This is a genomic window from Nostoc sp. LPT, assembly GCF_017115165.1.
In the GTDB taxonomy this organism is placed as follows: Bacteria; Cyanobacteriota; Cyanobacteriia; order Cyanobacteriales; family Nostocaceae; genus Nostoc.
Genome location: NZ_JABXKF010000170.1, coordinates 1 through 12,064 on the forward strand (window position 1 = coordinate 1; position 12,064 = coordinate 12,064).

The following is a 12,064-nucleotide window of genomic DNA, read 5'->3' on the forward strand; positions in this document are numbered from 1 at the left end:
TTCTGGCAATATATCTGGCAGTTTGTCAGCTAAGGCACTCAAGGCATCAGCACGATTTAACTCAGACTGAATCACCCTGGCAGCAGCAAGGGCTTTTTGCAGTGCTAATTCTTGAAGATTTGGTGGCAAATAATTGACTAGTTTTGCCAGCGAGTTGACTTTTTGCTGTGGATTTGGTTTTTGCAGGGCGTAAGCTAGTCCTTGTTGAGGAGTCCACTTCTTGTTTTTGACTAAGGCAAGCAGTAGTTTTACTGGCACATTAGCTGCCATACTATTAAGGGATGCAATAATCAAAGCATAGCGACACTGCCAACTCACAACTTGAGACAGTGTTGATTCAGTCCAATTCGATTCTACTAGTTCCCAGGCACGAGAAATATCTGTGATGTAACCGCCAGTTTGTGACAATTGTTCTCGCACTTCATACCAGCCATTGCTTCCAGTTGCAGACTCTTCCCGCAATAACTGGTGAATCTCTTCAAACTGTCCAGCCTTTTCCAAATGCCAAACTAAATACTGATGAATGTAACCATCATCGAGTAAAGTATGCCATAAACCATTCTGGGTTTTCTGCCGATACTTGTTTAAAAAAGCAGCGTGAGCATCAGTAAGGTTTAAACCCAACCCAGCCAAATCTCCTGGGCGCTTTGGCTCAGAGGGAGCAGTTAACAAATTACAAGCTAAATCGTGGAATAAGTCATGTAAGCGATAGGTAGGCATACCATCAGCAAGCGGTACTCCTGTTAATAGCAATGCTTTATTCCGTAAATATTGCAACATCTTGGCAGCATCACGCTCATCCATCTGCCACAGCGTTGCCGCCATCATCTTATTAATGTTGACATCCTCCGGCAATACCCCTAACCAAGAGAAATGCTGCTGCTTTTCTGGTGGTATTCTCTTGACACTCAAATTTAATGATGCGGTTAAACTCAGGCGTTTTAAACTAGCCTCATCAGTAATTTCTTCGGCTTCCGGTCGGTCAAAACTTGTTAATCTGGCAACTTCTTGCTGAATATCCGCCAACAGTTCATTCCAAGTCGTACCACAGGCAACTTCGGCGGCTGCGAGTTCCAATGCTAGGGGAAGATAACCAACACCTTTGGCTAAATTTTCTGCTGAGTGACGTTCTGTGCCTGTAATCTCGCGTCTTAATTTCTTGGTCAGCAATTCCATTGCCTGATCTGGTTTCATTATATCCAGGCTGTAGGTGTTGGCTGCTAAGGCATCGGCAATGTGACCTTCACGAGTAGTTACTAAAACTTGACAACGCGCCCCACCAAAATTAAATGCTCGTGCATCTTCGGTATTCCAAGCATCATCCACCACCAGCAACACAGCCTTGTCATAAAGCAGAGTCCGCAAATGCGAGGAAGTTGCTTCTACACTTGTAGGCTTAAAGCTATAGTCTCCTAATGCTTGCACCCAGCCACTAAGTAAAGCCAGCACATTGGGTTGTTGACCTAATGTTGCCCAAAGAATGCCATCACAAAAACGAGATTGTATTTCTGCATTATGGGCTAAAGCCGCAGCTAAAGTAGATTTGCCCACTGAACCCAAACCGTGAATCGCAGTAATTACTAAAGTGCGACTATCAGACGATGAACCATTTAAAAGACGAGTCTTTAAATCATCGCTGTACTCTGGGCGTTCTACAAAATATGTGGGTAAAGGTGGCGCTTGAAATAGAGTAAGTTTAATTTGGGGTACAGTAGCAACACCCTCATCTTGGGTGGAATTGGCTGCTAATTTTTTCGATTTCTTTGGTCTTTTCTTTTCCCACGCTTCATCAAACCCTTTCAGGTTCTTCTCTCTATCCTTTGACCATAGCTTTAAAGTAAAGCGCCAGTCATCAGAACCTTGAGTTTGGAGACGGTTATCTTCCAGAATCTTCAAAAAATCTTTCAGCAAATTCAGCGCTTCTCGAATTTGCGCTTTAGTTAACTTGCCAGGATATTTATCTTTTTGAGTCAGCAACTCCAACACGACTAACGTAGTCTGCACAGTCAGCTTGGGGTTAACGCTGTCTGCTTCTTTCCAGTCAGACTCAATTTTAAAATTATCGTCCTCAAATTCTCCATCGACAAAACAAAGCAACGCCTCTAGCAGACGCTTGACTCGCTTTTGAATCTGAGGCCCATAGGTAGTTCGTGGCATTACATCCAAAAAATTGAGTAAGAAGTTTGAGGCTACCCCATATTGAAACTACCACCCCAAACTCATGTAATCCAGATTCTAAGGCATTTTCAGCAAGATTAGGGTACTTGCTTAGGGACACAACCCCAAAGAGAACCTGTATCTATCAACTCTTTGGGGCATAACCAAATGCAAGTTCGTCAAATTCTTGGTAAAACCATTGCTTTGTTGCTGGCAATGCAACTATTCTTGATTGGCTTACAAGCTAAAAGCCAGATTGATCAAGGTAACTCATCCATTGAGGCGTTGATTTGGATGATTCAACAATATATTCCAGTGCTGGTTAAAATTCGCAACTTGCAGGATAAAAAGGAGAAAAACGATTCTCCAAAGCTCAAAAGTAAAAGATGAAGTGGTAGGGTGTGTTAAGCAGAGGCGATGCCTACGACGGTAAACTACGCAGTTTATGAGAGATAGTAGCATGTTGTGGAAGTGCGATCGCCTAAAATAGGATTTCGATTGATTTTGTCTCCCCTGGCATTATCTCCTGACACAACACCCGCTACTGCAAAAATCGCTTCACCATTGAGTTTAGTAGTGGTAGAAAACTGATGCTTTTCCAGTTCGGCACAGTGTCTAAGTTAATCTTGAAGGTTTGTAATAAGCACTTTAGTGCTTAAAATAATCAGGACTAAAATCCTTACTACAAACTTGCTTATCCATCAATTTCAACTTGACGTACTACTAGCAAACTAGCCAACAAATACTCAGTCTATGTATTTAGCTCTTAAGCTTGGCTACACTAGTGACATCCTTGTTAAGAACCCCTAAAGCTGTTGACAATTTCGGTTTATTTGGTGCAGAGGCTTTCAGTCCTGCCTTAATCTCATCGGCTTTATCTTCAATTTCTTTGTAGGTAGTGGGAGATTTAGCTTTGACTCCATCCTCAACCTTTGACCAGAAATCTTCAAATTTATCAAATTCCCCTTTAGCTTTGGTAAAATCTCCCGCCTCAACTGCGGCCTTAGTATTGGTAACAACACCTTGTAGACCTTGAAATTCGGTTGTTTTAGCGGGAGTGGCTGCTGCACCAGAGCTAGTTGTCGCAGCAGGAGTGGCTGCTGCACCAGGGCTAGTTGTCGCAGCAGGAGTGGCTGTTGTATCAGAGACAGAACTCCCAGCAGGTGGCGTCTGTGCAGTAGGTTCGTCACCCTTATTGCATCCAACCAAAGTCATTAGGCTGATTGCAGCAACTATCAGTACTGGATTAAAACGATTCATTCTAAACTCCTCATCAAAACTCGTTTGTGTAGACTAGTACCGCAAGGCGGAAATCAAAATTCAAAAGTCACTCATGCTTTAATTTTGGGTTTTATAACGGTAATGAAATAGTAGGTTTATTTCTGCCGACTTGTACTAGCGTTCATATTTTACGCTGACTATGAACAAAAATATTACCTAATATTTTTGTCATTCAAATATTAATGCTATCAAGGTAAAAAACTTGGAAAGAACCAATATTTTCTCTTTCCGAGTTTTTTACTTGCTGTGCTTTACCTTAAGAACAGAGTCTATCAAGACTCCTCACACCAATTACTGACTTCGAGTCTTGTCTGACAAGACTCGATTTTTCTCATCTCATTTGCATTTCAGGTGATATTGAGCCTACATTGTATTGGGAAAAAGTTTCTACTCACAGGAAAAATACCATGAAACGTTCATTTCGTAAGTATCATCGTATCCTTGGCATCATCCTATCTGTGCCACTTATGTTAACCGTGCTGACTGGGATATTAACAACGTTTGTCCGCGAGTGGTCTGTGAGTATAGGAGTTCCAGCTAGCTTCCTCTTAAGTATCCATACAGGCGAAATCTTTCATCTGCAAGGAATCTACCCAATTTTAAACGGAATAGGACTTTTGGGATTATTGGTGACAGGATTAAATATGTCTGGTTTATTTGGTAAAAAAACTCGGCAAAACCCTAATAATTAAACTAAGAAGCTAATGGCAAACGTACCTGAAAGCAGCTACAACACCGATTTCACTGGTGACGGTAATATCTCCTCCATGAGTTCTAGCGATCTCTCTTGCTCAGTTGTCAAGTGCGTTTTTTATCCTTATCTTCTTTAATTTGTCAAGTTCATATCATACCAAATTAGATAAGCTTACCCTGCCACCCCACTAGTACCGCAAAGCGGAATTAAAAATTAAAAATGAATACAGTGTAAGCATTTCATTGATTTTGAATGAGTGGTTTATTTACGCCGTGGCTTACTAGCTAGTAATTTCAAGACTCCATTTCAGCCAATTCTAACCAGCGTTCAGTCGCCACATCGATCGCTTGCTTAAGATTTTCCACCTGATTATAGAGTTTCTGCACTTGGCTATAATTCCCCGGTGAGACATTTGCTAGTGTTTTCTCGGTTTCTGCCTTTTGGGCCTCTAACTCGGCAATTTTACCTTCCAACTGCTCAAATTCCTTTTTCTCCCAATTGGATAATCTGCGCCGCTTGGTATTCTCTCCATCCTTGGCTGAAGCCGCACCATTTTGGACTTCGACATTTTTCGGCTTCTCTTTAGTAGTAGCAGCTTGTTGCTGTGCTTCTTCAGCCTTCTTATAGTCGAGATAAATCGAGTAATTACCTGGATATTGCCGCAGATTACCGCCTTCCTCAAAGGAAAATACTGTGTCGATGGTGCGATCGAGAAAGTAGCGATCGTGAGAAACTACAATTACACACCCGACAAAATCTTCTAAATAATCCTCTAATACCGCCAATGTCTGAACATCTAAATCGTTCGTTGGTTCATCTAAAATCAAGACATTGGGCGCACTCATCAAAACCCGCAACAGAAATAAACGGCGTTTTTCACCACCCGAAAGTTTACTAATTGGGGCATACTGCTGATTACCAGGAAACAAAAACCGCTCCAACATTTGAGAAGCAGTAATTTGAGTCCCATCGGTAATTTTGATAAATTCTCCTTCTTCTTTGATGTAGTCAATCACGCGCTGATTTTCGTTTAAGGCTGTGAGCAATTCTTCAGAATGCTGATCAAAATAACCGATATGAACTGTAGTACCAATTTCTGCAATGCCGGAATCTGGCTTAACCAGTCCAGTAATTATATCCATTAAAGTGGATTTACCAGCACCGTTAGCGCCAATAATGCCGATGCGGTCTTCTGGACTAAATTCGTAAGTGAAATTATTAATCAGAGTGCGTCCATTGTATGCCTTAGAAATGTTATCTAATTCAATAACCTTTTTGCCAATGCGACGACCAACTGTCGAAATATCAACTTTACCCTGAACTTGTTTAAACTCAGTATCCCGCAGAGCGTGAGCGCGGTCAATTCTAGCTTTTTGCTTGGTACTTCTGGCTTTTGGGCCTTTTTTGAGCCATTCCAACTCGCGGCGCAACAAGCCTTGATGTTTACGTTGACTACTTACGGCAGATTCTTCAGCTAAAGCCTTCTTTTCGAGGTAATATGAATAATTACCTGTATAAGTGTAAATGTCGCCTCGGTCGATTTCAATAATCCGATTGGTAACGCGATCTAAAAAGTAGCGATCGTGGGTAATCAGAAAAAGTGCGCCACGATAGCGATTTAAATAACTTTGTAACCATTCTACAGAAAGAGCATCTAAATGGTTTGTCGGTTCATCCATGAGCAAAACATCTGGTTCTGATAGCAAGGCTGATGCTAAAGCAATGCGCTTGCGATAGCCTCCAGATAAAGTACTTATCTTGGCATCAAAGTCAGAAATTCCTAATTTTGTGAGGATGATTTTGGCATTAGTTTCTAGTTCCCAAGCATCACTCGTATCCATCCGTTGCATAACCACAGAAAGGCGAGACATCAGTTGACTATCATCTGGATAGTGAACCAATTTATCAGAAAGTTCTTCATACTCGCGTACTAAAGCCGTATGTTCGCCACTGTCGGCGAAAACTTGCTCTAAAACTGTGTGATTATCATCTAAATCTGGCTGTTGGGGTAAGTAGATAATTTTAGAACCAGAGTTGATTAAAATTTGACCGCTATCAATGGATTCTAATCCGGCAATCATTTTTAATAAGGTTGATTTACCAGAACCATTAGTACCAATTAATCCAACTTTATCAGTAGCATCAAGGCTAAAGCTAGCATCTTTTAAAATTTCCTTGATGCCAAAGTCCTTTTTTGCTGATTGTAGTGTAATAATACTCATAAGATTGAAGTCATTAATTATTTTTCATTAGTGAGTAGGCAAGGCTCATCCCCTACCTACATTCGCCGAATTCTATACAAATAAATCCAAGGGAAGGTGTCCATACATTTCGTTGATTCCATCTTCGTCATAAGACTGGCAAGATACTAATACACCACGATGATGTCCATCATAGGAATCGAGATAACACAAGCCATTTTTCCCATTTAATTTGATATAAACTGGGCCTTCAGGTGTAAGTAAATTATTTGGTGGTTCATAACCCAAAGCCAGAGAATAGGTTTTCATCGCCAATATTCCTTCTTCTGCTGTATCAGCACAAATTCCTAATATTTGGTAATCAGTAAGCTTGGTGAGTAAAATTAAGGCATTACGAATTACTACTTTTTCTGATGAGTTGAGGATAGGAGCAATGTCTAGGCAGTTGAATTTGTTCAGTAATTTTTTCGCTTCTTCGGCGGTAAGATTCTGAGAATTGGGGGTTGACATAAAGTTTGGTTATGAATTGGTTGATTTTTCTCTGGTGTTTGAGTTGGGACTAGTACAGCGCGGCGGAAATAAACAACCCCTTCGGGTTCGGCAGTTCCTCATGGGGGGAACCCCCTCTGAGCGACTGCCTCACCATTTCAAATCAACGAAACGTTTACGCTGTATTTCTTTTGACTTTTGACTTTTGACTTCCGCCTTGTGGTACTAGCCCAACTGATACCATTTTGGATTTTAGATTTTGAATTGGGAATCGTCCAATGTATTGTAAAATTTGTCTGAGTTCAGAGCAATTTTTATAATTTTAGAGCTTGTTATCTCATGTCCACTTCCCTTTTACGGTTGATTTTGGACATTCCCAAGGTTGAATATGAAGGGTACGCCATTTTTTGAGTCACTACCCATAACCAGGACTTTAGGCATCTGAGCGCCGCCAGTCTTCCAAGCTTCAATTGCTTCTTTTTGCAGAACCAACTGCCCTCCTTGGGCTTTGAGTGTTTCTGCTAAGAGTCTTTGAGCTTCTGCCCTACCTTTAGCACGATTCACATCTGCTTGTGCTTCTTGTTCAGCTTCACGTGCTACGTAAACTGCTCTTTGCGCCCGTTGTTCAGCAATTTGTTTTTCTTCAACTGCTCTGGCAAATTCTGGTGAGAATGCTAAATCAACTACGCTAGTATCTAACACAATTATCCCATATTTGTCTAAGCGATCGCCTAAGGCATTATCAAAGTCTTCTTTCAATTCACTTCTTTTGGTAATCGCTTCTTCTACTGTTCTTCTAGCTGCGGCAATTTTAAATACTTCTTGTGTTTGGGGCGCAATGATTTTTGATACAATATTCGCTAATGTTCCTTGTTTCCTTCTAACTTCAACTACCTTTATCGGATCGAGGCGAAAGTTAATTGCAAATCTCGCAGATAAATTTTGCAAATCTTTAGTGGAACTCTCCGCTGGTACTTCAAATTTTTGCACCGTCAAATCATACACATCTATCACGGTGATAAAAGGCGGTTTTAAATGAATACCTTCCAATAAAGCGCCATCTCTCGCTTTACCCAAGATGCTAATTACTCCTGCTTGTCCTGGGTTGATAATAATAAAGGAATTTAGCCCGATAATCACTAGTATTGCTAAGACAATTCCCAAAACTGTGGTTTGCCAATTACCCAATTGCTGATTTTTCAAATTCATCTCTCCAATATGAGTTTGTCATTTGTCATTTGTCATTGGTCATTTGTCATTAGGCATTGGATATGGTTATTCACCTTGTCCCCTTGTCTCCCAGTGCCCAACGATGCACTGAGCTTGTCGTTGGCACAGTCTTTCCAAGAGTTGTGTTCCCAGTTCTTGAATAAACTCAGTTACTAGTTTAAGTTTCAGGGTAACTGAAAGTTTGAGAGATTTCAAAACCCTTCATTTGGATGAAGAGTTAATAGCATCAGGTCAGAGGAATTATTTTACACAATTCTTAGGACAGTAAGTTTACTACTTTACTCATCAGTTTTCCTTGGATGTGCTTACCACCTAGCAATTTTTCACCCTGTTCAGTGACGTTAGCTTTGAGTGAGTCAGCCCCTTCTTTGCGAGACGCTACGCGCTTTGATTAGCCCGAACTAGAGAACGCACGAATCACCTTAACGCCCCACATATAGCAAAGTGCTGAGTGCTGTTAGCAGAAGCGGGGCGTTTAGCCCGTGCTGAGTATAAACCCAGTTATATCAAGGCTTTTAGCAATCAACATTGTCCTAACATTAGTGGCTACGGCTATAAAAGAGGCGCGATTCAGGAGTAAACGCATTCGGGGAATTAACTAAAGAAGTTTTTATTGGAATTCAATATTATTAAGTAGTCAAAAATGAAAAGCGATCGCGCCAATAGGATTAAGTGCGATCGCGAATAGTTTTGAAGTTTTAGATTTTTAGTTTATTCTCTGAGGATTCTATTCAACATCTTTAATGCGGGTTTTTCGTTCTAGAATCTCCTTCAGCACCAAGGTTACTACTGCTAGCAACGCTAACAGTACAGCCGCAGAGAAAGCCGCTTCAGTTTCATATTGTTTGTAAGCGTCTTCTACAAACAGTGGTAGGCTCTGGGTTTGGTCAGCAATGTTGCCAGACACGACTGAAACTGCTCCGAATTCACCCATTGCTCTGGCATTGGTCAAAATTAAACCGTAGAGTAAACCCCAACGGATACTGGGTAGGGTGACGCGCCAAAATATCTGCCAATCTTTCGCACCTAAAGTTCTAGCAGCTTCTTCTTGATCCTTACCAAACTCTTCTAAAACCGGAATCACTTCTCGCGCCACAAAGGGCATACTCACGAAGGCTGTAGCCAACACCATACCTGGAAAGGCAAAGATAATCTTGATATCATGAGCCTGGAGCCAAGGGCCAAACCAGCCATTGCGTCCGTAAAGTAGCACAATCATTAATCCTGCAACTACGGGCGAAATTGAAAAGGGCAGGTCAATAATGCTCAAAACTACGGCGCGTCCAGGAAATTTATGACGAGCGATCGCCCAAGCTGCACATAGTCCAAACACTGTATTCACAGGTAGAGCGATCGCAGCTAGCAACAGTGTCAGCCAAGCTGCATGGAGAAAAGCTGGTCGCGTCAGGTTGGATAGAAATGGCCCAACTCCTTTGCTGAAGGCTTGGACAAAAACGTTAATTGCCGGGATGTATTGAACTAAGGCTAAATAAGCGATCGCTATACCAATTAAAACTATTGGCACCCAACTCTTCTGCTCTTTAGGCTTGGTTGTATCTGTATCAGACCCAGATGATGAGTGAAAACTTGGCTTATCTACTGTCATATCGCCTTGCCCATGCTTGTAAGAAATTAATTGCCAATAGCAGTACCAACGAAATTGATAGTAAAACTATGCCAATTACTGTTGCACCAGAATAGTCATACTGCTCTAATCGCTGGAAAATCAGCACAGGAGCAATCAAATCTTTGAATGGCGTATTGGAAGAGATAATCACAGTTGACCCATATTCCCCAACTGCACGGGAGAAACCCAAAGCAACACCAGTTAAAATTGTGGGAAATAAAGGTGGCAAAATCACTTTCCAGAAAGTCTGCCATTGAGAAGCACCCAGACACCAGGCGGCTTCTTCAATTTCATGTTCCATTTCCTGAAGTACGGGTTGCACACTTCTCACAATAAAAGGTAGTGAGATAAATATCATTGCTACCGCTACTCCCGTGCGGGTAAAAGACACCTTAATTCCCAGTGGTGCTAGTAGCGAACCTAGCCAGCCATTATCGCTGTAAACTGTTGCCAGGGTTAGTCCTGCTACGGCAGTTGGTAGTGCAAAGGGTAAATCCACTGTGGCGTCAATCAAGCGCTTTAAGGGAAAGTCGTAGCGAACCAGAACCCAAGCAATCAAAGTTCCAAATACACCATTGAGTAAGGCAGCAAATATTGCCGTCCCAAAAGTTACCTTGTAGGTGTCTAATGCGATATCACTGGTTGCGATCGCCCAAAATCTCGCCGGAGGTTCCGTACTTGCTTTCAGGAACATGGCAGCAATAGGGATAAACAACATCACCGTCAGGTATGCAATGGTGATTCGCCAAGTCCACGGAACCCGCCCCAATCTTTTCCAGAATGGCGTTTCGCGTTCAACTTCCACAGAAGGAGATACAGATGTCATAGTCAAAAATTCAAAATTTTAATTTTAAAAAAAGTTTTTTGTCAGTGGTCGGTTGTTTTTTCTACTGACCACCGACCATTGACTAATGACTAATTACCGTTTAGCTTGGGCTTGAATCTTATCAAACACGCCCCCATCTGCGAAGAACTTCTGATCGATTGCTCCCCAACCGCCTAAGTCTGCAACTGTACCCAGAGTTTTCAGTTTGGGAAATTTGTCTGTGACTTCCTTGTTTTGAGCTAAAGTCTCATCCACAGGACGGAATCCCAATTTAACAAACTCTTGCTGTGCTTCTGGGCTATAGAGGTATTTCACAAAACCTTCAGCAACTTCGCGGGTTCCGTGCTTATCGACGTTTTTATCTACCACAGCGATCGGATTGTCAATAGATATATTCACATCGGGAACGACATACTCAACCTTCTCGCCCTTTTGCTGTGCCAAAATCACTTCATTTTCGTAATTGATTAAGACATCTCCCTGCCCTTGCTTGGCAAATGTATCAGTAGCTTCCCGCGCATCTTTAGGCAAGATTGGCACATTTTTGTAAACTTTAGTCACAAATTCAGTAGCTTTAGCCTCATCGCCACCTGTTTTAATTACAGAATCCCATAGTGCTAAGAAATTCCACTTAGCACCGCCAGAAGTTTTGGGGTTAGCAGTAATCAATTTCACACCGTCTTTGGCTAAATCTTGCCAGTTCTTGATGCCTTTAGGATTGCCGGAACGAGTGACTATTGCTGCAACAGATTTGGAGACAATACCATTGTTGGGAACTTCTTTCTCCCATCCTGGCTGAATCAATCCAGCCTTCTCAATCTTTGTGGTGTCTCCAGCTAGTGCCAAGTGAACAACATCTGCTTCCAAACCATCAATAACGGCGCGAGTTTGGGAACCAGAACCGCCATAGCTTTGCTTGAAGACGACTGTTTGATTATGATCTTTCTTCCACTGTTCTACAAACTTAGGAATAATTGCTTCGTGAGCTGCTTTAGTAACTGCAAAGGAAACCAGAGTTAGTTCAACATTATCTTTACTTGCAGCCACAGGAGTAGCACTAGCAGCAGGGGTTTCAGAGGCAGAATTATTCCCAGTTCCTCCACCTGAGCAGGCGGCAAGGGCTACACTCAATACAGTACCTACTAAAAAGAGTGATACAAAGCCTTTGAGCGAATTTAGTCTGAACCGATAGGTTCTATTAAACGCGATCGCTTGTAATCTTTTCAGTGGGCGTTGCCATAAACTCATTCCATTTCCTCCATTAAATCTACAGATAATTGATGGGAATACAGCTATATACTGTTTATAATACTGGATGATTCCATGTATCTAGTTGCAAACACTAAAAAACCTCACATTCTTTATCAAGAATATGGTGATTCTACCAGTTCTGTGAGGAATTACAAATACTTTTATTTTTAACTATCAAGTTGTCATCACAATTCGCTACCTCGTGGATCAAGCAACTTGCTAAGGAATGTGTCAAGAAAAACAAAACCCATCTAGATAGTATCTAAATGGGAAAAATTTCTGGTTAATTTTTGAATTCGCCAACAAAA

At 41.6% G+C, this 12,064-nt stretch carries 11 protein-coding genes; 3 read left to right on the forward strand and 8 right to left on the reverse strand.

Translation table 11 applies throughout. The features are described 5' to 3' along the window. Positions 1-2,157: NB-ARC domain-containing protein (locus HWQ58_RS32770; RefSeq protein WP_292872175.1), on the reverse strand; the 2,157-nt coding region annotated here is incomplete at its 3' end. Positions 2,158-2,325: 168 nt separating this feature from the next. Here HWQ58_RS32770 and HWQ58_RS32775 point away from each other — a divergent pair. After that, positions 2,326-2,547 (forward strand): hypothetical protein, encoded by a 222-nt coding sequence (locus HWQ58_RS32775; protein ID WP_292872177.1) that lies wholly within the window; start codon positions 2,326-2,328, stop codon positions 2,545-2,547. Between the two features lie 369 nt (positions 2,548-2,916). Here HWQ58_RS32775 and HWQ58_RS32785 read toward each other — a convergent pair whose 3' ends face one another. Beyond that, positions 2,917-3,417: a DUF4363 domain-containing protein gene (locus HWQ58_RS32785; RefSeq protein ID WP_292872179.1), complete on the reverse strand. Its 501-nt coding sequence runs from the start codon at positions 3,415-3,417 to the stop codon at positions 2,917-2,919. A gap of 428 nt (positions 3,418-3,845) precedes the next feature. On the opposite strand from HWQ58_RS32785, the gene HWQ58_RS32790 reads away from it, so the two are divergent. Next, complete coding sequence (locus HWQ58_RS32790; RefSeq protein ID WP_292872181.1) at positions 3,846-4,130, forward strand: peptidase; 285 nt, start codon at positions 3,846-3,848, stop codon at positions 4,128-4,130. A 295-nt stretch (positions 4,131-4,425) separates the two neighbouring features. Here the strand turns inward: HWQ58_RS32790 and HWQ58_RS32795 are convergent, their stop codons facing one another. The 3 genes from HWQ58_RS32795 to HWQ58_RS32805 form a co-directional block, all read right to left on the reverse strand. Then, positions 4,426-6,354, reverse strand: a complete 1,929-nt coding sequence (locus tag HWQ58_RS32795) for an ABC-F family ATP-binding cassette domain-containing protein (protein ID WP_292872183.1) — start codon at positions 6,352-6,354, stop codon at positions 4,426-4,428. Between the two features lie 72 nt (positions 6,355-6,426). After that, complete coding sequence (locus HWQ58_RS32800) at positions 6,427-6,843, reverse strand: DUF1824 family protein (RefSeq protein WP_292872185.1); 417 nt, start codon at positions 6,841-6,843, stop codon at positions 6,427-6,429. Positions 6,844-7,176: 333 nt separating this feature from the next. Continuing rightward, positions 7,177-8,025, reverse strand: a complete 849-nt coding sequence (locus HWQ58_RS32805) for a prohibitin family protein (RefSeq protein WP_292872214.1) — start codon at positions 8,023-8,025, stop codon at positions 7,177-7,179. 478 nt (positions 8,026-8,503) lie between these two features. Here HWQ58_RS32805 and HWQ58_RS32810 point away from each other — a divergent pair, with 478 nt between their 5' ends. Beyond that, positions 8,504-8,632 carry a hypothetical protein gene (locus tag HWQ58_RS32810; RefSeq protein WP_292872187.1) on the forward strand — a complete coding sequence of 43 codons (129 nt, stop codon included), beginning with the start codon at positions 8,504-8,506 and terminating at the stop codon, positions 8,630-8,632. Between the two features lie 147 nt (positions 8,633-8,779). Here HWQ58_RS32810 and cysW read toward each other — a convergent pair whose 3' ends face one another. From cysW to HWQ58_RS32825, 3 genes are all read right to left on the reverse strand, one after another. Next, positions 8,780-9,658, reverse strand: a complete 879-nt coding sequence (cysW, locus tag HWQ58_RS32815) for a sulfate ABC transporter permease subunit CysW (protein WP_292872189.1) — start codon at positions 9,656-9,658, stop codon at positions 8,780-8,782. Then, on the reverse strand, positions 9,645-10,505 hold the full coding sequence (gene cysT / locus HWQ58_RS32820; RefSeq protein WP_292872191.1) for a sulfate ABC transporter permease subunit CysT: 861 nt from the start codon (positions 10,503-10,505) through the stop codon (positions 9,645-9,647). The genes cysW and cysT overlap by 14 nt, the downstream gene beginning before the upstream one ends. 93 nt (positions 10,506-10,598) lie before the next feature. Beyond that, positions 10,599-11,753 carry a sulfate ABC transporter substrate-binding protein gene (locus tag HWQ58_RS32825; RefSeq protein WP_292872192.1) on the reverse strand — a complete coding sequence of 385 codons (1,155 nt, stop codon included), beginning with the start codon at positions 11,751-11,753 and terminating at the stop codon, positions 10,599-10,601. Positions 11,754-12,064: the final 311 nt, after the last annotated feature.

Excerpts from the sequence above, each read along its gene's own strand:
- HWQ58_RS32775 (WP_292872177.1), top strand. The coding sequence starts at position 2,326 with ATGCAAGTTCGTCAAATTCTTGGTAAAACCATTGCTTTGTTGCTGGCA.
- HWQ58_RS32800 (WP_292872185.1), bottom strand. The coding sequence starts at position 6,843 with ATGTCAACCCCCAATTCTCAGAATCTTACCGCCGAAGAAGCGAAAAAA.
- HWQ58_RS32785 (WP_292872179.1), bottom strand. The coding sequence starts at position 3,417 with ATGAATCGTTTTAATCCAGTACTGATAGTTGCTGCAATCAGCCTAATG.
- HWQ58_RS32825 (WP_292872192.1), bottom strand. The coding sequence starts at position 11,753 with ATGAGTTTATGGCAACGCCCACTGAAAAGATTACAAGCGATCGCGTTT.
- cysW (WP_292872189.1), bottom strand. The coding sequence starts at position 9,658 with ATGACAGTAGATAAGCCAAGTTTTCACTCATCATCTGGGTCTGATACA.
- HWQ58_RS32795 (WP_292872183.1), bottom strand. The coding sequence starts at position 6,354 with ATGAGTATTATTACACTACAATCAGCAAAAAAGGACTTTGGCATCAAG.
- cysT (WP_292872191.1), bottom strand. The coding sequence starts at position 10,505 with ATGACATCTGTATCTCCTTCTGTGGAAGTTGAACGCGAAACGCCATTC.
- HWQ58_RS32790 (WP_292872181.1), top strand. The coding sequence starts at position 3,846 with ATGAAACGTTCATTTCGTAAGTATCATCGTATCCTTGGCATCATCCTA.